The sequence below is a fragment of the Streptomyces sp. NPDC056987 genome, assembly GCF_042673865.1.
Taxonomy (GTDB): Bacteria; Actinomycetota; Actinomycetes; order Streptomycetales; family Streptomycetaceae; genus Streptomyces.
Genome location: NZ_JBHURV010000050.1, coordinates 1 through 17,854 on the forward strand (window position 1 = coordinate 1; position 17,854 = coordinate 17,854).

14 protein-coding genes are annotated in these 17,854 nt (G+C 72.3%); 10 read left to right on the plus strand and 4 right to left on the minus strand.

Features of this window, described 5'->3' with window-relative positions:
* Positions 1-189 precede the first annotated feature (189 nt).
* The 3 genes from ACFTZC_RS36890 (at position 190) to ACFTZC_RS36900 (ending at position 2,309) form a co-directional block, all read left to right on the plus strand.
* On the plus strand, positions 190-729 hold the full coding sequence (locus tag ACFTZC_RS36890) for an SAV_6107 family HEPN domain-containing protein (protein ID WP_382897708.1): 540 nt from the start codon (positions 190-192) through the stop codon (positions 727-729).
* 90 nt (positions 730-819) lie between these two features.
* Positions 820-1,605, plus strand: a complete 786-nt coding sequence (locus ACFTZC_RS36895; RefSeq protein ID WP_382897710.1) for a methyltransferase — start codon at positions 820-822, stop codon at positions 1,603-1,605.
* A 308-nt stretch (positions 1,606-1,913) separates the two neighbouring features.
* Entirely contained in the window at positions 1,914-2,309 is a 396-nt protein-coding gene (locus tag ACFTZC_RS36900) for a DUF3040 domain-containing protein (RefSeq protein ID WP_382897712.1), read from the plus strand.
* A gap of 324 nt (positions 2,310-2,633) precedes the next feature.
* Here the strand turns inward: ACFTZC_RS36900 and ACFTZC_RS36905 are convergent, their stop codons facing one another.
* From ACFTZC_RS36905 to ACFTZC_RS36920, 4 genes are all read right to left on the minus strand, one after another.
* Positions 2,634-5,060 (minus strand): DUF3488 and DUF4129 domain-containing transglutaminase family protein, encoded by a 2,427-nt coding sequence (locus ACFTZC_RS36905; RefSeq protein WP_382897715.1) that lies wholly within the window; start codon positions 5,058-5,060, stop codon positions 2,634-2,636.
* Positions 5,057-6,415: a DUF58 domain-containing protein gene (locus ACFTZC_RS36910; RefSeq protein ID WP_382897717.1), complete on the minus strand. Its 1,359-nt coding sequence runs from the start codon at positions 6,413-6,415 to the stop codon at positions 5,057-5,059. Before ACFTZC_RS36910 ends, ACFTZC_RS36905 begins: the two co-directional genes overlap by 4 nt.
* Positions 6,415-7,467 carry an AAA family ATPase gene (locus tag ACFTZC_RS36915; protein WP_382897719.1) on the minus strand — a complete coding sequence of 351 codons (1,053 nt, stop codon included), beginning with the start codon at positions 7,465-7,467 and terminating at the stop codon, positions 6,415-6,417. Before ACFTZC_RS36915 ends, ACFTZC_RS36910 begins: the two co-directional genes overlap by 1 nt.
* 244 nt (positions 7,468-7,711) lie before the next feature.
* A complete protein-coding gene (locus tag ACFTZC_RS36920; RefSeq protein WP_382897722.1) occupies positions 7,712-8,275 on the minus strand; it encodes a beta-class carbonic anhydrase in 564 nt (187 codons plus the stop codon).
* A 352-nt stretch (positions 8,276-8,627) separates the two neighbouring features.
* Here ACFTZC_RS36920 and rsmH point away from each other — a divergent pair, with 352 nt between their 5' ends.
* The 7 genes from rsmH to murD all read left to right on the plus strand — a co-directional run bounded on the left by rsmH (position 8,628) and on the right by murD (position 17,763).
* The gene (rsmH, locus tag ACFTZC_RS36925; protein WP_365806610.1) at positions 8,628-9,584 is read left to right on the plus strand and encodes a 16S rRNA (cytosine(1402)-N(4))-methyltransferase RsmH; all 957 of its coding nucleotides are present in this window, start codon (positions 8,628-8,630) and stop codon (positions 9,582-9,584) included.
* Positions 9,584-10,129: a cell division protein FtsL gene (locus tag ACFTZC_RS36930; protein WP_382897724.1), complete on the plus strand. Its 546-nt coding sequence runs from the start codon at positions 9,584-9,586 to the stop codon at positions 10,127-10,129. Before rsmH ends, ACFTZC_RS36930 begins: the two co-directional genes overlap by 1 nt.
* A 4-nt stretch (positions 10,130-10,133) precedes the next feature.
* Positions 10,134-12,104: a peptidoglycan D,D-transpeptidase FtsI family protein gene (locus ACFTZC_RS36935; protein WP_382897727.1), complete on the plus strand. Its 1,971-nt coding sequence runs from the start codon at positions 10,134-10,136 to the stop codon at positions 12,102-12,104.
* Between the two features lie 164 nt (positions 12,105-12,268).
* Entirely contained in the window at positions 12,269-13,864 is a 1,596-nt protein-coding gene (locus tag ACFTZC_RS36940; RefSeq protein ID WP_382897729.1) for a UDP-N-acetylmuramoyl-L-alanyl-D-glutamate--2,6-diaminopimelate ligase, read from the plus strand.
* 4 nt (positions 13,865-13,868) lie between these two features.
* The gene (murF, locus tag ACFTZC_RS36945; RefSeq protein ID WP_382897732.1) at positions 13,869-15,299 is read left to right on the plus strand and encodes a UDP-N-acetylmuramoyl-tripeptide--D-alanyl-D-alanine ligase; all 1,431 of its coding nucleotides are present in this window, start codon (positions 13,869-13,871) and stop codon (positions 15,297-15,299) included.
* A complete protein-coding gene (mraY, locus tag ACFTZC_RS36950) occupies positions 15,296-16,366 on the plus strand; it encodes a phospho-N-acetylmuramoyl-pentapeptide-transferase (protein ID WP_382897735.1) in 1,071 nt (356 codons plus the stop codon). The genes murF and mraY overlap by 4 nt, the downstream gene beginning before the upstream one ends.
* Positions 16,363-17,763: a UDP-N-acetylmuramoyl-L-alanine--D-glutamate ligase gene (murD, locus tag ACFTZC_RS36955; RefSeq protein ID WP_382897737.1), complete on the plus strand. Its 1,401-nt coding sequence runs from the start codon at positions 16,363-16,365 to the stop codon at positions 17,761-17,763. The genes mraY and murD overlap by 4 nt, the downstream gene beginning before the upstream one ends.
* The last annotated feature ends 91 nt before the right edge of the window (positions 17,764-17,854 follow it).

The window sequence follows — 17,854 nt, forward strand, 5'->3', positions numbered from 1 at the left end:
GTCCGGTGCGGCTCATGGGGGATGAGCCGCACCGGACCGACGCGTTTCGCCTTCCGGCCCTGGCCCCGGCGCCGTCGCGGATTTCCGTCAATCGGGGCGAATGTGCAGGTCAGGGCCGATTGTCAGTGGTGCCCGTCAGGATGGACACATACGGCCACGAAGCCGTCACGCGACGACAGGAGGTTCGTCATGGCCAGTTCCTACGCACGTGCCGCACACCGGCGCCGTACCGACGGCCCTGCACCCTCACTGACCGGACCACCCGGCGACGTCCACCCCGTCCTGCGTCGGGCCACCGCGCCGCCCGCCGCTCTCGATCTGCTCGCGCAGGCGCGCGGCGGACTGGACGAGGCCGCCACCCTGGACACTCCGAACGAGCGCTACGCCACGGCCCACCTCGCCGCCCTGCGCACCGCCGCCGCGGTCCTCGCGGCCCGTGGCCGTCCCGAGACCACCCCGCAGCGGCGCAGGCGGATACGGAGCGTGTGGGAGGTCCTGCCCGAGATCGCGCCCGAGCTGGCCGAATGGAGTGGGCACTTCGCCGCCGGCGCCACCCGCAGGGCGCGTGCCGAGGCCGGCATACCGGGCGCGGCCGGCAGCCGTGACGCCGACGACCTGCTCCGGTCCGCCGCGATGTTCCTGCGCCTGGTGGAGCGCCTGCTCGTGCTCGAACCGGTGCTGCCCCAGCCCCGCGAGGAACCGCCACGGCCGGGTGATGCCGCAGGGTGACCGGGCGGGACGGCCGAGGCAATAGGGTGGGCGGAGTCTGTCCTGTTCCACGCCCCGCCGGGGCGGCACCGCGCCGAGGAGTCAACTGCCGTGTCGGACCCTTCCCCTGCCGTCGGTGGGGAGACGCCATCGCGCCCCCGCGGCTCCCTCCGTACCGCCGTGGTCTGGGAAGTCCTCAAGGACGCCCTCGACCGCCGGGCCAAGGCGGCCGGCACGGAGGCCCTGGACGTCCTCGACACCGGAGGGGGCACGGGCAACTTCGCGGTGCCCGTCGCCCGACTGGGCCATCGCGTGACCGTGGTCGACCCCAGCCCGAACGCGCTCTTCGCACTGGAGCGCAGGGCGGCGGAGGCCGGGGTCGCCGCGCGGGTCCACGGGGTGCAGGGTGATATCCACGGCCTCTTCGAGGTGGTCGGGCGCGGCGGCTTCGACGCGGTGCTCTGCCACGGCGTCCTGGAGTACGTGGACGATCCCGCGGAGGGGGTACGGAACGCGGTGGACGCGCTGCGCCCCGAAGGCGAGCTGAGCCTGCTCGCCGCGGGGCTGGGCGGCGCCGTGCTGGCCCGGGCGCTCGCCGGGCACTTCACGGAGGCCCGGCAGGCGCTCACCGACCCGGCGGGCCGCTGGGGCGCGGGCGACCCGGTGCCCCGGCGGTTCGACGCCGAGCAGCTCACGGAGCTGGTCACCGCGGCCGGTCTGCGGGTCGGCGCCGTCCACGGGGTCCGGGTCTTCGCGGACCTGGTGCCCGGCGGTCTCGTGGACACCCAGCCGGGGGCCCTGGACGCCCTGCTGAAGCTGGAGGCGGCGGCCGCCGAGCTGCCCGCTTTCCACTCCGTGGCCAGCCAGCTCCACGTCCTGGGCGAGAAAAGGCGCTGATCGCCGAAGGCCCGGAGACCCCCGGTGAGCCGTCCGGAACGCCCCGTGTGTGGCTGATCAGCGGCGCAGCTCCGCATGGAGTGCGCCACAGGCCCCCCAGCGGGGCGCCGGGCGCCGTATGATCGGGGTACACCATCCGGCATGACGGATCGATGGTTGGGGAATCAACGCCTCAGCGGCCGAGCCGACATGGCGGCCCGGAATGGCGATTTGGCGTTGAGGGCGGGTTTCACGGGGGCGAATCCCTGCCTATCCTTGAAGGAGCCGCATACCGGTCGCCCCCCGCGACCGACGACTAGGAGGACTCCGTGCCGCTCTCGGAGCACGAGCAGCGAATGCTCGAGCAAATGGAGCGAGCGCTGTACGCCGAAGATCCCAAGTTCGCGACAGCGCTTGAGGGAAGCGGGCTGCGTACGTACACCCGGCGACGGGTCTACCAGGCAGTCGCAGGCTTCCTGGTGGGTATCGCGCTCCTCATGGCCGGAATGGTCGCCCAGCAGATCTGGATCAGCGTGGTGGGGTTCCTCGTCATGCTGGGCTGTGCGGTCCTGGCGGTCACCGGCTGGCGCAAGGCGCCCAAACCAGGCGAGCAGCAGGCGGCGGGCGGCGCGTCCGCCGACCGGCAGCAACCGAGACAGCGCCGCTCCATGATGAACCGGATCGAGCAGCGGTGGCAGCGCCGCCGTGACGAACAGGGTCAGTGAAAGAACAGGCCAGTGACCGAACAGACCCGGTGACACCAGTCCTGTAAGGAGCCGGTCCCCTCAGGGGCCGGCTCTTTCGCGTATCCGGGTCTCCGCTTCTCCAGGCTTCCGGGCTTCCGGGCTTCCGGGCTTCCGGGCTTCCGGGCTTCCGGGCTTCCGGGCTTCCGGGCTTCCGAACGGAGTGTGCCGGGCGGCGGCGAAAGGCCGACCGGCGGCAGCAACGGCTGAGGGGCGGACGCGGCGCGCGTCCGCCCCTCAGCCTTACTCCGTCCTCCCCGGCCGTCGGCGGCACTCGGCGGCCCCCGGGAAGGCCGCCGGGGGGCCTCAGCCCCGCTGCCGCGACGGCCGCAGCCGCGTCGTCGCCGTGGCCAGCCGGCGGGTGAGTTCCAGCCGGCGATCCGTCCACCGCGCGGCGACCGCGTGCCACCGCTCAGCCGCGTACCAGATCACCCGAACGGCCGAGCGGGGCGCGAGCAGTGCCCGCAGCCGCGTCCACCGCCCGACGGCCGCGCTCAGGCCCTCCCGGATCAGCCGGGCGTCCTCGGCGAGCCCCGTGCCCGGCCGCGGCACCGGCGCGTACAGCACCTGCTCCACGGATCCGGCCAGCCGGTGCACCGCCGCGGCCGCCTCGCCGTCGAGACCGCCCAGCCGGACGATCCGCTCGGCGGTCTTCCGGGGCGTGCCCGACTCGTCGGGCGGTATGCCGTGGTCCCACGCCGTATCGATGACCTCACGCCAGGCGGCGAGTGTCCTGGCCGTGGCGTCCTCCGGCGTACGCCCAGAGGAGCCGAGCCGGCCCGCCCTGACGCGTGTCCGCCACAGCAGGGGCAGCAGCGGCAGCAGCAGCACCGCCAGCGCGCCCGCCACCACGGCGAGGACGGTCCCCAGTGGGGTACCCGTGTCCGTCGGCGGCAGCACACCCGCTTCCGCCGTCGGGTCGCACTCACCCAGCCGCTGGGCCTGCGCCGGGCAGGTCTCCGAGGCGGACGGCTCCGCGGACGGCGCGGCGGACGGGTCGGTGCCCTCGCTGGCCGAGTCGCTCGGCGTGCCCGTCGGGGCCTCCTCGCGGGTGTAGTCGGGGGTGCTGCCCCGGCTCGGCGTCGGCTCGAAACGGGTCCAGCCGACCCCTTCGAAGTACAGCTCGGGCCAGGCGTGCGCGTCCCGCAGGCCGACCGACATCGTGCCGTCCGCCTGCGGGGTCCCCGGGGTGAAGCCGACCGCGACCCGCGCCGGGATGCCCAGCGTGCGGGCCATCGCCGCCATCGAGAAGGAGAAGTGGACGCAGAATCCTTCCTTGTTCCGCAGGAAGCGGGTGATGGCCGTGACACCGGTGCCCGAGTCGACGGCGGTGTTGTACGTGAAGCCGCCGTCCAGCGCGAACCAGTCCTGGAGCTTGACGGCCTTCTCGTAGTCGTTCGCCGCCCCCGCCGTCACCTCCAGCGCCGTCGACCTGACGACCTCCGGCAGCACCGAGGGAACCTGGGTGTACTCACGGAGCAGCCCCGACGGGGCGGCCGGCGCCGAGGCGAGCTGCTGCCTGGTCGGGTTCACCTGGAGGCTGGTGACCTCGTAGCGCGCACCACGCGTCGACTGGCCCCGGTCGCCCACGAGCGTCCGGCCCGTCGGCTCGAACCGCCAGCGCCCGTCGATCTTCACCTCGGAGGCCGGGTAGGGCATCGGCAGATAGTTCTGCCGGTACCACCCGGCCGCGGAGATGGTGGTCCTGATCTCCGTGGCCTCGACGTCGCTCCGGAGTCCGGGCGCGGTCGGCAGCGTGTCCGGCACGTCCTCCACGTTGCGCTGCGAGAACCGCCAGGACGTGCCGTCGAACTTGTCCAGCGCCATGATCCGCAGATACAGGTCCTGCGTGTCCTTGGCGTTGGTCTTGTAGCGCAGGGCCTCGCGGTCCTCGGGCTGGTTCAGATTGTCCTGGAGCGACACCAGCGGATTGACCGCGGAGATCGTGCCCCCGCCACCCACCCCCGAGCCGTTCCCCGCGCCCGCGCCGGCCAGCAGCCCGCCGTCCAGGGCGGGCAGCGCCGCCGGGACGGCGAGCGCGACGCCCAGCGCCACCACACCGATCCTGCGGCCCGTACGCACCGGGGCCCGCCCGTTCGGGTCGAAGGCCGACGAGAAGCGGCCCGGGGGGCGTGGCGCGCCGCCGAAGACCCGGCCCCACTGGGAGAGCCGGTCCCGGCCCTCGGCCAGGAGCAGGAGCAGATAGCCGGTGGCGGCCAGCAGGAACCACACCCACCCGCCGGCCCCGCCGGAGAGCCCCGCGGCGACCGAGTAGAGCGCCAGCAGCGGCAGCCCCGCCGGGGCGGCGCTGCGGAACGTCACCGCGACCGCGTCCACCGCGAGACCGATCACCAGCACGCCACCGATCAGCATCAGCCGGATGCCCTCGGTCGCCGGGGCGGGTATCGCGTACCGCCCGACGTCGTCGCCGCCGGACGTCAGCAGCCGGCCGAACTCCTGGACGGCGTCGGGTGTCGGCACGAAGCCGAACAGGGCCTGCTCCTTGGCGAAGACCAGGGTGAGCAGCAGCAGGACCGAGAGGGCCTGGAGCGCGACGGTCAGCGGGCGGGCCAGCGGCACCCGCCGGGCCAGCGCCCCCACCCCGCCCACGACCCCCACCATGAACGCGCACTGGATCAGCCAGGTGGGCGACTCGACCAGCGGGGTCAGGGCGCCCGCCGCCATCACCGTGGCGGCGAAGGAGCACAGCGCCAACCGTCCGCGACCGCTCATGACCATCCTCCGGAGAAGCCTGTCGTACCGCCCGCGACGGCCGATTCCGAGTGCTGGCGGCCGGCCAGCCGCCACAGGTCGGGCAGCGCCGCCCCGGAGGGCACGGCCAGCGCCGTCCACCCCGTTTCGCGCAGTTGCCGCAGCCGCGTCTCGACCTCGGCGTCGTCCCTCGGGCCCTGCGTCCAGCCGGAGCTGTCGAGCACGAAGGCGACGGCCGCGCCGCTGCGCTGCCGCATCCGGGCGGCGACCGCGGTCTGTTCCTCGTCCAGATCGCCGAAGAACGCCACCAGCAGCCCTTCGGTGGAGCCGCGCAGCACGTCGTACGAGCGTGAGAGGCCCGCCCCGTCGGAGTGGTCGACGACCGCGAGCGTGTCCATCATCAGCCCGGCCGAGTCCGCGGAGTCCTGGGTGGCCCCCGCGAAGCCGTCCGCGCCCTCGCCGGGCACCGAACCGCCGGTGTCGGTCAGCAGCCGTACCGCGAAGCCCCGTTCCAGCATGTGCACCAGCGCGGAGGCCGCCCCGGAGACCGCCCACTCGAAGGCCGAGTCGGGACCCGAGCCCTGGTAGGCGATCCGCCGCGTGTCCAGCAGGACCGTGCAGCGTGCCCGCTGCGGTTGTTCCTCGCGGCGCACCATCAGCTCGCCGTACCGGGCGGTGGAGCGCCAGTGCACCCGGCGCAGGTCGTCGCCGTGCCGGTACCCCCGCGGGATCACGTCGTCGTCACCGGCCAGCGCCAGCGAGCGCCGGCTCCCGTCGCCGTGGCCCGCGGCCTCGCCCGCGAGCCGCACCGGCGGCAGCGGTTCGGTGCGCGGGATGACCGTCAGGATGTCGAAGGCACTGAACGAGCGGGTCAGCTCGCACATCCCGAACGGGTCGCTCAGCCGCAGCTGGAGCGGTCCGAGCGGATAGCGCCCGCGCAGATCGGAGCGGACCCGGTAGGACACCTCACGGCGGCCCCCCGGCTCCACCCGGTCCAGGACGAACCGGGGGCGCGGCCCGAGGACGTACGGCACATGGTCCTGGAGCATCAGCAGCCCGGTGGGCAGCCGTGTCACGTTGTCCATCCGCAGATGCACCCGCGCCTCGGCCCCCGCGGGGACCCGCGAGGGCGCCAGCCGTCTGCTGCCCGCCACCCGGTAGCGCGTGCGGTACAGCACCGCCACGCAGATCAGCGGCAGTACGGCGAGCAGCAGCCCCACCCGCAGCAGATCCGACTGGCCGAGGACGTACGCGCACACCGCGGCGGCGATGCCCGCCGCGAGGAACGACCGGCCGCGGGTGGTCAGTCCGGACAGCGCGGCCCGCACCCCGCCCTTCTCCTCGCCGTCGTCGGCGGCCGGCCCCCCCGACGCCATCACAGCCGCCGGGCGCCGGACTGCTGGCCGAAGAGCGTCCCGGCGGCCCCGCCGGGAGCCGGGCGGCCCACGGTGGTCCGGCCGCCGTCCGCCGTGGGCACCGGGGTCCGCTGGATGATGTCCTGGACGACCTGCTCGGCCGTGCGCCGGTTCAACTGGGCCTGGGCCGTGGGCAGCAGCCGGTGCGCGAGCACCGCCGAAGCCAGCGACTGCACGTCGTCGGGGAGCGCGTACTCCCGGCCGTCGAGCGCCGCGGCTGCCTTCGCCGCGCGCAGCAGATGGAGCGTGGCGCGCGGCGAGGCGCCGAGTCTGAGATCCGGATGGCTGCGGGTCGCCGCCACCAGCTCCACCGCGTACCGCCGGACGGACTCGGCGACATGGACCGTGCGCACGGCGTCGATGAGTTTGACGATGTCGTGCGCGTGCGCCACCGGCTGGAGGTCGTCCAGCGGCGAGACCCCGCCGTGCACGTCCAGCATCTGCAACTCGGCCTCCGCGCTCGGGTAGCCGATCGACACCCGGGCCATGAAGCGGTCGCGCTGCGCCTCGGGCAGCGGGTACGTGCCCTCCATCTCGACCGGGTTCTGGGTGGCCACCACCATGAACGGGCCGGGCAGTTCGTAGGTCTTCCCGTCGATGGTGACCTGACGCTCCTCCATGGACTCCAGCAGCGCCGACTGGGTCTTGGGCGAGGCGCGGTTGATCTCGTCGCCGATCACGATCTGCGCGAAGATCGCTCCCGGTTTGAACTCGAATTCCCGCCGCTGCTGGTCGTAGATCGACACTCCGGTGATGTCCGAAGGCAGCAGGTCGGGGGTGAACTGGATACGCCGCACCGAACAGTCGATGGAACGCGCCAGCGCCTTGGCCAGCATGGTCTTGCCCACGCCGGGGACATCCTCGATCAGAAGATGGCCCTCGGCGAGGAGCACGGTCAGCGAAAGCCGTACGACCTCAGGCTTGCCCTCGATCACACCCTCCACCGATGCGCGCACACGCTCCGCTGTGGTGGTCAGATCTGTGAGGCTCGCTCGATCGTCATAGGTCGTCACCCGGCCCTCCTCGGCCCTTTCAACGGGCCGATGCTCATCAGACGGCCCGGCCCTCCCCGAAACACGGACACCGTCCCCGGAAAGTTCCGGAACGCTGTCGCATACGCATTCTTGTTGCCGTTACCGCTTCGTGTCATCCGCCTGTGGATAAGTCGGTGGGTTATGTCTGCTTTGCTGTCTTTCGGGTCTGGTTAACGCCCCCGTTCCATACGTACGGGCGGGGCGGTCCTGCTCAGTCGGCCGGTCAGCCGGTCGGATCGATTTCCCGCAGCAGTCCCGTCCGCACGTCGAAGACGAAGCCGCGGACATCGTCGGTGTGCGGAAGGAACGGCGAGGTTCGTATGCGCTGCATGGACTGGCGTACGTCCTGATCGACATCGCGGAACGCCTCGACGGCCCACGCCGGCCGCTGGCCGACCTCCATCTCCAGTTCGTGCCGGAATTCCTCGGTGAGGCTCTCCAGGCCGCAGCCCGTGTGATGGATCAGGACGACACTGCGCGTGCCGAGCGCCCGCTGGCTGATGGTGAGCGAGCGGATCACGTCGTCGGTGACGACGCCGCCCGCGTTGCGGATGGTGTGGCAGTCGCCCAGGGAGAGCCCCAGGGCGTCGTGCAGGTCGAGCCGGGCGTCCATGCAGGCGACGACGGCGACCTGGAGCACCGGGCGGGCGTCCATGCCCGGATCGGTGAATCCGGCCGCGTACGCGTGGTTCGCGTCGACGAGCCGGTCGGTGACGGTGCCGCCGGTGCGGGCCGCGTCGGCGGGGGGCCCTGAGGGCTCTGCGGGGAGATGTGCGGAAGTCGGCATACCTGTGACGTTAGTCGGCACAGCCCGGGGAAGCCCGCCGTGAGAGTGGACAAAGAACGTCATCGCGGCTTGGTGTGAGCTAACCCACAAGGTCGAGTACGGTGCCGCCGAACGGGTGAAGAGCGCCTTTCGCGGAATGGCGTGATGACGGTGCCGGGACCCCGCGACGCGCTGACCGGCCGGGTGGCCCGGAACCACCGGGAACCGTGGACTAAAGTGGCGCGAAGTTCACGGACACACCCTGAACCCGTGCCAGAACGCATCCCGAATTTTCCCGCATAACGCGGCGTACGTGCGGCTCGGCCCCTTCCCGCTCGGCGGTACGTACGACCGTCCGTACTTGAGAGGGCGCATGAACCAGGTCCGGCATGTACCGGTGATGCTCCAGCGGTGCCTCGACCTGCTGGCCCCCGCCCTCGCCGAGCCCGGCGCCGTCGTCGTCGACTGCACGCTCGGCCTCGGCGGACACAGCGAGGCACTGCTCGCCACCTTCCCCGCCGCACGGCTCGTCGCGCTCGACCGCGACCAGGAGGCGCTGCGGCTCTCCCGCGAACGCCTCGCCGCCTACGGGGACCGGGCCACCCTCGTGCACGCCGTCTACGACGAACTGCCCGACGTGCTCGACCGGCTGTCCGTCCCCCGCGTCCAGGGCGTCCTCTTCGACCTCGGCGTCTCCTCGATGCAGCTCGACGAGGCCGACCGCGGCTTCGCGTACGCCCAGGACGCGCCGCTCGACATGCGGATGGACCAGACGACCGGGGTCAGCGCCGCCGAGGTCCTCAACACCTACCCGCCCGGCGAACTGGTCCGCATCCTGCGCGCGTACGGCGAGGAGAAGCAGGCCAAGCGCATCGTGTCCGCGGTCGTCAGGGAGCGGGACAAGGAGCCCTTCAGCCGCAGCGCCCGCCTCGTCGAGCTGATCCGTGACGCGCTCCCGCAGGCCGCCAAGCGCACCGGCGGCAACCCCGCCAAGCGCACCTTCCAGGCCCTGCGCATCGAGGTCAACGGTGAACTCCCCGTCCTGGAACGGGCCGTCCCCGCCGCCGTACGGAGCCTCGCCGTCGGCGGCCGGATCGCGGTCCTCTCGTACCACTCGCTCGAAGACCGCCTGGTCAAGCAGGTCTTCGCGGCCGGGGCCGCCAACACCGCCCCGCCCGGCCTGCCCGTCGTCCCCGAGCGCTACCAGCCCCGGCTGAAGCTGCTCACCCGCGGCGCGGAACTCCCCACCGAGGAAGAGGTCGCGGAGAACCGCCGCGCCGCCCCCGCCCGGCTCCGGGGGGCGCAGCGGATCCGGGAGGACGTCCTGTGATGAAGGGGCCGGGCAAGCAGCTGAAGGGGCGGGCCGCCCGCCTCGCCCAGGTGCTGCCCGCCGGGAACAGCTCGGCGGCCCGCACCCCCTTCGTCCTGCTGGTCGTGCTGCTCCTCGGCGGCGGCCTGATCGCCCTGCTGCTGCTGAACTCCGCCCTCAGCGAGGGCTCCTTCCGGCTGACCGACCTGAAGAAGCGCACCACCGACCTCACCGACGAACAGCAGGCGCTGCAACGGGACGTGGACGATCTCTCCGCCCCGTACGCGCTGGAGCGGCGCGCCCGCGAGCTGGGCATGGTGCCCGGCGGCAGCCCGGCCTTCCTCGATCCGGACGGTACGGTGCGCGGCGCCCCCGGCGCGGCCCCCACGACGCCCGGGGCCCAGCCCTCCGCCCAGTCCGCCCCGCAGCCGCCCGCGCTGCCCTCCACGGGAGCTTCGGCGGGGGCTTCCGCGGAGCCCTCCGCCCGGCCCTCCGTCCTGGAGGAGACCTCGCCGTCCCCCGTACCGGCATCCGGCACGCCGGCCCCGACGACCCCCGGCAGGTGACGCAGTGCCCCCCAAGGAACCACCGCGCCGCCGGGTACCGAACCCCGCGCGCTCCGGCAACGGCGGACGCCCCCGCACCCCGTCCCGCCCGGCCGCCCGTCCCGCGCCGCGCCGTCCCCGTAACGGCTCCGGCGCCGCGCGCAGGATCCAGCTCGGCAGCCCGCGCCCCCGGCTCCGGCTCGTCGGCCTCGGCCTGAGCCTCGTCATGCTGGTCTTCGTCGTCCGGCTGCTCCAGGTGCAGGCCGTCGACGCCAGCGCGTACGCCGCCAAGGCGGAGAAGAGCCGCTACCTCAGCCACACCATCGCGGCCGAGCGCGGCCAGATCACCGACCGCTCCGGTGTCGCGCTCGCCACCAGCGACGACGCGTACGACATCACCGCCGACCCGTCGATGTTCACCCCCGACTTCAGCAAGGTCCCCGACGCCCCGGAACAGGCCGCCGCGCTGCTCGCGCCGATCCTCGGCACCGACACCTCGGAGCTGGCCGGGAAACTCAAGACCCCCAAGTCGCGCTACGCGGTGCTGGCCCGCCGGCAGACCCCGCAGGTCTGGAACCAGATCAAGGACCTCAAGCGGGTGCTCGCCGAGAAGGCGAGCAAGGAGAAGTCCGCCGAGGGCTCCGTCAGCGTGCTGGCGGGCGTCTTCCAGGAGCCCAGCAGCAAACGCGTCTACCCCAACGGCGACCTCGCCGCCGGGATACTCGGATACGTCAACGCCGCCGGGCGCGGTGGAGGCGGCATCGAGTCCATGCTCGACCGGCAGCTCGCGGGCAAGGACGGCAAGGTCACCTACGCCCAGTCCGGCGGACGCCGGGTCCCCACCGCCACCTCCCGCGAGACCCCCGCCGTGCCCGGCTCCGACATCGAGCTGACCATCGACCGGGACATCCAGTGGGCGGCCCAGCAGGCCATCGTCGACCAGGTCAAGGAGTCCAAGGCCGACCGGGGCTACGTGGTGGTCCAGAACACCAGGACCGGCGAGGTCCTCGCCATGGCCAACGCCCCCGGCTTCGACCCCAACAACCTCACCCAGGCCAACTCCGCAGCCATGGGCAACGCGGCACTCCAGGACGCGTACGAACCCGGCTCCACCGCCAAGGTCATGTCCATGGCCGCCGTACTGGAGGAGGAGGCCGCCACCCCCGGCACCCATGTCGTCGTCCCCAACCGGCTGCACCGCGGCGACCGGCTCTTCAAGGACGACATCGACCACCCCACCTGGTACCTGACGCTCAACGGCGTCCTCGCCAAGTCCAGCAACATCGGCACCATCCTCGCCACGGGGCAGCTCGGCAAGACCCAGCCCGAGGCCAACGAGGTGCTCCACTCGTATCTGGAGAAGTTCGGCATGGGACAGCCCACCGGCCTCGGCTACCCGGGCGAGACCCGCGGCATCCTCGCCGCGCCGAAGGACTGGTCCACCTCGCAGCAGTACACGATCCCCTTCGGCCAGGGGCTCTCCCTCAACGCCGTGCAGGCCGCCTCCGTCTACTCGACCATCGCCAACGGCGGCGTACGGATCGACCCCACCCTGATCCGCGGCACCAACGGCCCCGACAACCGCTTCACGGCGGCGCCCGCGCCCCAGAAGACCAGAGTGGTCAGCGAGAAGACCGCCAAGACGCTCGCCACCATGCTGGAGTCGGTCGTCGCCGACGTGGAGGGCACCGGCACCAAGGCCCAGATCCCCGGCTACCGCATCGCGGGCAAGACCGGTACGGCCAACCGGGTCGACCCGAAGCTCGGCGTCTACAAGGGCTACACCGCCTCGTTCGCCGGCTTCGCGCCCGCCGACGACCCGCAGATCACCGTCTACTGCGCCATCCAGAACCCCACCAGTGGCAGTTACTTCGGCGGACAGATCTGCGGACCCATCTACAAGAAGGTCATGGAGTTCGCTCTCAAGACACTGCGGGTCGAACCGACCGGCAGCAAACCCGCCCGGCTGCCGGTCAGCTTCAAACCCGGCGAGTGACCCCAGGGAAAGTCCCAGTGACAACGATCACCCCCGATTCCGGGAACCACCCCGAACCGCCCGCGCACCGGCCCGCCTCACTTGGCTCGCCGCCCGCCCCTCCCGGTACGCTCACCGCCGTGCCACAAGCTGATCAGTACCGAACCCCCTCCAAGGACGCCCCTGTGAACACTCCGGGGACGCCCCGTCCGGACCGGGTCCGCCCGACCTCCCTCGCCGAGCTGGCCGCCCGGCTGGGCGCCGAGGCACCGGGCGCCGGGACGGCCGGACCGGGCGAAGCCACCGGGATCACCCACGACTCGCGCGCCGTGCGCCCGGGGGACGTGTACGCCGCGCTGCCCGGCGCCCGCCTCCACGGGGCGGACTTCGCCGGCCAGGCCGCGGACCTCGGAGCCGTCGCGATCCTCACGGACCCCGCCGGCACCGACCGCGCCGCCGCCACCGGGCTGCCCGTCCTCACCGTGCCCGACCCGCGCGGCAGCATGGGCGAGCTCGCCGCCGCGATCTACGGGAACCCCGGCACCGATCTGCTCCAGATCGGCATCACCGGCACCTCGGGCAAGACCACCACCGCCTACCTCGTCGAGGGCGGACTGCGCGGCGCGGGCCACCGTACGGGCCTCATCGGCACGGTGGAGACACGCATCGAGGACGAGCGCCTCAAGTCGGAGCGCACCACCCCCGAGGCCACCGACCTCCAGGCGCTCTTCGCGGTCATGCGCGAACGCGGTGTCCGCTCGGTCGCCATGGAGGTCTCCAGCCACGCCCTCGTGCTCGGCCGGGTCGACGGCTGCGTCTTCGACGTCGCCGTCTTCAACAACCTCAGCCCGGAGCACATGGAGTTCCACTCCGACATGGAGGACTACTTCCAGGCCAAGGCGCGGCTGTTCACCCCCGAGCGCAGCAGGACCGGCGTCGTGAACATCGACGACGCGTACGGCCGCAGGCTTGCCGGCGAGTCCGGCGTCCCCGTCACGACCTTCTCCGCCGAGGGCCACCCCGACGCCGACTGGCGCGCCGAACACGTCCAGGTCGGCTCGCACGGATCCACCTTCACCGCCGTCGGCCCCCGCGGCGAGCAGGTCACCGCCGAGGCGCCGCTGCCGGGACCGTTCAACGTCGCCAACACCCTCGCCGCGATCGTCACCCTGGCGGTCGCCGGGATCGACCCGCAGACCGCCGCCGACGGCATCGCCGCCGTCCCCGGCGTACCGGGCCGGCTGGAGCGCGTGGACGCGGGACAGCCCTACCTCGCCGTCGTCGACTACGCGCACAAGACGGACGCCGTCGAATCGGTGCTGCGCTCCCTGCGCAAGGTCACCAAGGGCAAGGTGCACATCGTCCTCGGCTGCGGCGGGGACCGCGACCGGACCAAACGCGGGCCCATGGGCGCCGCCGCCGCCCGCCTCGCCGACACCGCCGTACTCACCTCCGACAACCCGCGCGGCGAGGACCCGCTGGCGATCCTCGCCGCGATGCTCGCGGGCGCCGCCGAGGTCCCGGTCCACGAGCGCGGCGACGTCCTGGTCGACGCCGACCGGGCCTCCGCCATCGCCGCGGCCGTGGCCCGCGCCGCGGCCGACGACACCGTACTGATCGCGGGCAAGGGCCACGAGCAGGGCCAGGACGTCGCCGGAGTGGTCCGCGCCTTCGACGACCGCCAGGTCCTGCGCGAGGCCATCGAACGCTCCCTGCGCCCCGGCACAGGCTCCGACCACCGCCACCCCGCGCCCCGCAACGAGAACAACAGTCAGGGATGACCCAGTGATCGCCCTCTCTCTCGCCGAGATCGCCGCCATCGTCGGCGGGCAGCCACACGACATACCGGATCCGGCCGTCCGCGTCACCGGCTCCGTCGTGTACGACTCCCGCGCCGTCGAGCCGGGCGGCCTCTTCGCCGCCTTCGCCGGCGACCGGGTCGACGGCCACGACTACGCGCGCCGCGCCGTCGAGGCGGGCGCGGTGGCCGTGCTGGCCACCCGCCCCGTCGGCGTGCCCGCCATCGTCGTCGACGATGTCGTCCAGGCCCTCGGCGCCCTCGCCCGTACCGTCGTGGAGCGCCTCGGCGCCACCACCGTCGCGCTGACCGGATCGGCCGGAAAGACCAGCACCAAGGACCTGATCGCGCAGCTCCTGCGGCGCGCGGGGCCCACGGTCTGGCCGGACGGCAACCTGAACAACGAGATCGGGCTGCCCGTCACCGCGCTCCGCGCCGAACAGGACACCCGCTTCCTCGTGCTCGAAATGGGCGCGCGCTACATCGGGGACATCCGCTACCTCACCGGACTCGTCCCGCCCACCGTCGGCCTCGTCCTGAACGTCGGCACCGCGCACATCGGCGAGTTCGGCGGCCGGGAACAGATCGCCCAGGCCAAGGGCGAAATGGTGGAGTCCCTGCCGTCCGCCGCCGACGGCGGGGTGGCCGTCCTTAACGCCGACGACCCGCTGGTTCGCGCCATGGCGTCGCGCACGAAGGCGCGCGTCGTGCTCTTCGGGGAGTCGGGCGAAGCAGACGTACAGGCAGAGAACGTCCGTCTCACAGCCACCGGACAGCCCGCGTTCCGCCTTCGAACACCCTCCGGGTGCAGCGAGGTGACGCTGCGGCTGTACGGTGAGCACCACGTGTCGAACGCGCTCGCCGCGGCCGCCGTCGCCCATGAGTTGGGCATGTCCGTCGACGAGATCGCAGTGGCGCTCTCCGAGGCGGGAACCCTCTCCCGCTGGCGTATGGAGGTCACCGAGCGCGCGGACGGCGTGACGATCGTCAACGACGCCTACAACGCGAACCCCGAATCCATGAGAGCGGCGCTCCGTGCGCTGGTCGCCATGGGTGGTGCCTCACGGCCCGAGGGGAGCCGTACGTGGGCGGTGCTCGGGCAGATGGCCGAGCTGGGTGACGCGTCGCTGTCCGAGCACGACGCGGTCGGACGGCTCGCCGTCCGGCTCAACGTCAGCAAGCTCGTGGCAGTCGGGGGCAGGGAAGCGGCCTGGCTGCGCATGGGCGCTTACAACGAGGGTTCGTGGGGTGAGGAGTCGGTGCACGTGTCCGACGCGCGGGCGGCGATCGACCTGTTGCGCAGTGAACTGCGTCCGGGAGACGTCGTGCTGGTGAAGGCTTCCAGGTCGGTCGGCCTCGAAAAGGTCGCCCAGGCACTGCTGGAGAACGCCACCGAGGGCGAGGTCGCCGGCCGATGAGGCAGATCCTCTTCGCGGGAGCCATCGGGCTCTTCCTCACCCTGATCGGCACACCGCTGCTGATCAAGCTGCTGGCGAGGAAGGGGTACGGGCAGTTCATCCGGGACGACGGACCCCGTACCCACGGCAGCAAGAAGGGCACGCCCACGATGGGCGGCATCGCCTTCATCCTGGCCACGCTCATCGCGTACGCCCTGGCGAAGGTGCTCACCAGCGAGACCCCGTCCTTCTCCGGTCTCCTCGTCCTGTTCCTGATGGCGGGGATGGGGCTCGTCGGATTCCTCGACGACTACATCAAGATCGTGAAGCAGCGGTCCCTGGGACTGCGCGCCAAGGCCAAGATGGCGGGCCAGCTCATCGTCGGCATCGCCTTCGCGGTGCTCTCGCTCCAGTTCGCCGACTACCGGGGCAACACACCGGCCTCCACCAGACTGTCGTTCGTCGCGGACTTCGGCTGGTCCATCGGCCCGGTGCTCTTCGTGGTCTGGGCGCTGTTCATGATCCTCGCCATGTCCAACGGCGTGAACCTGACGGACGGTCTGGACGGCCTCGCGACCGGCGCCTCGGTGATGGTCTTCGGCGCGTACACATTCATCGGGCTGTGGCAGTTCCAGGAGTCCTGCGCCAACGCGATGACCCTGACCAACCCCAACGCCTGTTTCGAGGTACGAGATCCACTCGACCTCGCGGTCGTCGCCTCCGCCCTCATGGGCTCCTGCTTCGGCTTCCTGTGGTGGAACACCTCGCCCGCCAAGATCTTCATGGGTGACACCGGATCGCTCGCCCTCGGCGGCGCGCTCGCCGGTCTGGCGATCTGCTCGCGCACCGAGTTCCTGATGGCGATCCTCGGCGGCCTCTTCGTGATGATCACCATGTCGGTGGTCATCCAGGTCGGCTCCTTCAAGATGACCGGCAAGCGCGTCTTCCGTATGGCGCCACTCCAGCACCACTTCGAACTCAAGGGGTGGTCGGAAGTCCTTGTGGTGGTCCGGTTCTGGATCATCCAGGGCATGTGCGTCATCGTCGGTCTCGGACTCTTCTACGCGGGCTGGGCGGCAGAGAAGTGAACTGGCAGGGCAAACGGGTCACCGTCGCGGGTCTCGGGGTCTCCGGGATCCCGGCGGCCCGGGTGCTGCACGGTCTCGGCGCCGTCGTCACCGTCGTCAACGACACGGACGACGAGCGGGCCCGCGCCCAGGCCGCCGAGCTGGAGAAGCTCGGCGTGACGGTGCGCCTCGGCGACGGGGCGACCCTGCCCGACTCCACCGAGCTGATCGTCACGGCCCCCGGCTGGGGGCCCGGCAAGCCGCTCTTCGCGGCCGCCGCGGCGGCCGGCGTGGAGATCTGGGGCGATGTCGAACTGGCCTGGCGGCTGCGGAAGCCCGGAGCCGCCCCCTGGCTGGCCGTCACCGGCACCAACGGCAAGACCACGACGGTCAGGATGCTCGCCTCGATCCTGACCGCCGCGGGGCTGCGCACGGCCGCCGTCGGCAACATCGGCGTCTCGCTGCTGGACGCCGTCACCGGCGACGAGACGTACGACGTCCTCGCCGTGGAGCTGTCCAGCTACCAGCTCCACTGGGCACCGAGCCTGCGCGCCCACTCCGCGGCCGTGCTCAACCTCGCCCCCGACCACCTCGACTGGCACGGCTCCATGGCCGCGTACGCCGCCGACAAGGGCCGGATCTACGAGGGCAACACCGTCGCGTGCGTCTACAACGCGGCCGACCCGGCCACCGAGGACCTGGTCCGCGCCGCCGACGTCGAGGAGGGCTGCCGGGCGATCGGCTTCACCCTCGCCACCCCGGGCCCCTCCCAACTCGGCGTCGTGGACGGCATCCTGGTCGACCGGGCCTTCGTGGAGAACCGCCGCGAGCAGGCCCAGGAACTGGCCCAGGTCTCCGACGTGAACCCGCCGGTCCCGCACAACATCGCCAACGCCCTCGCCGCCGCGGCCCTCGCCCGCGCGTACGGTGTCGAACCCGCCGCCGTACGCGACGGACTGCGCGCGTTCCGCCCCGACCCGCACCGGATCGAGCGCGTCGCGGAGATCGGGGGCGTCACCTACGTCGACGACTCCAAGGCCACCAACACGCACGCCGCGGAGGCCTCCCTCGCGTCGTACGACCCGATCGTCTGGATCGCGGGCGGCCTCGCCAAGGGCGCGACCTTCGACACACTCGTCACCGCCGCGGCGGGGCGGCTGCGCGGCGTGGTCCTGATCGGGGCCGACCGGGCCCTCATCCGCGAAGCACTCGCGCGACACGCCCCCGACGTCCCGGTCGTGGACCTCGACCGGACGGACACCGGGGCGATGCCGGCGGCGGTCCGCGAAGCGGCGCGGCTCGCGCGACCGGGGGACACGGTCCTGCTGGCCCCCGCCTGTGCCTCGATGGACATGTTCGTCAACTACAACAAACGAGGCGAGGCGTTCGCCGACGCGGTACACGCCCTGGACGAATGAGTCCGTAGCCGCCGAGCACGCCTGACCGGTCCGGCCCCCGCGCCGTGCTGAACTGTTCCCGGGGCCGCGACAGCGGCGGCCCCGCCGAACA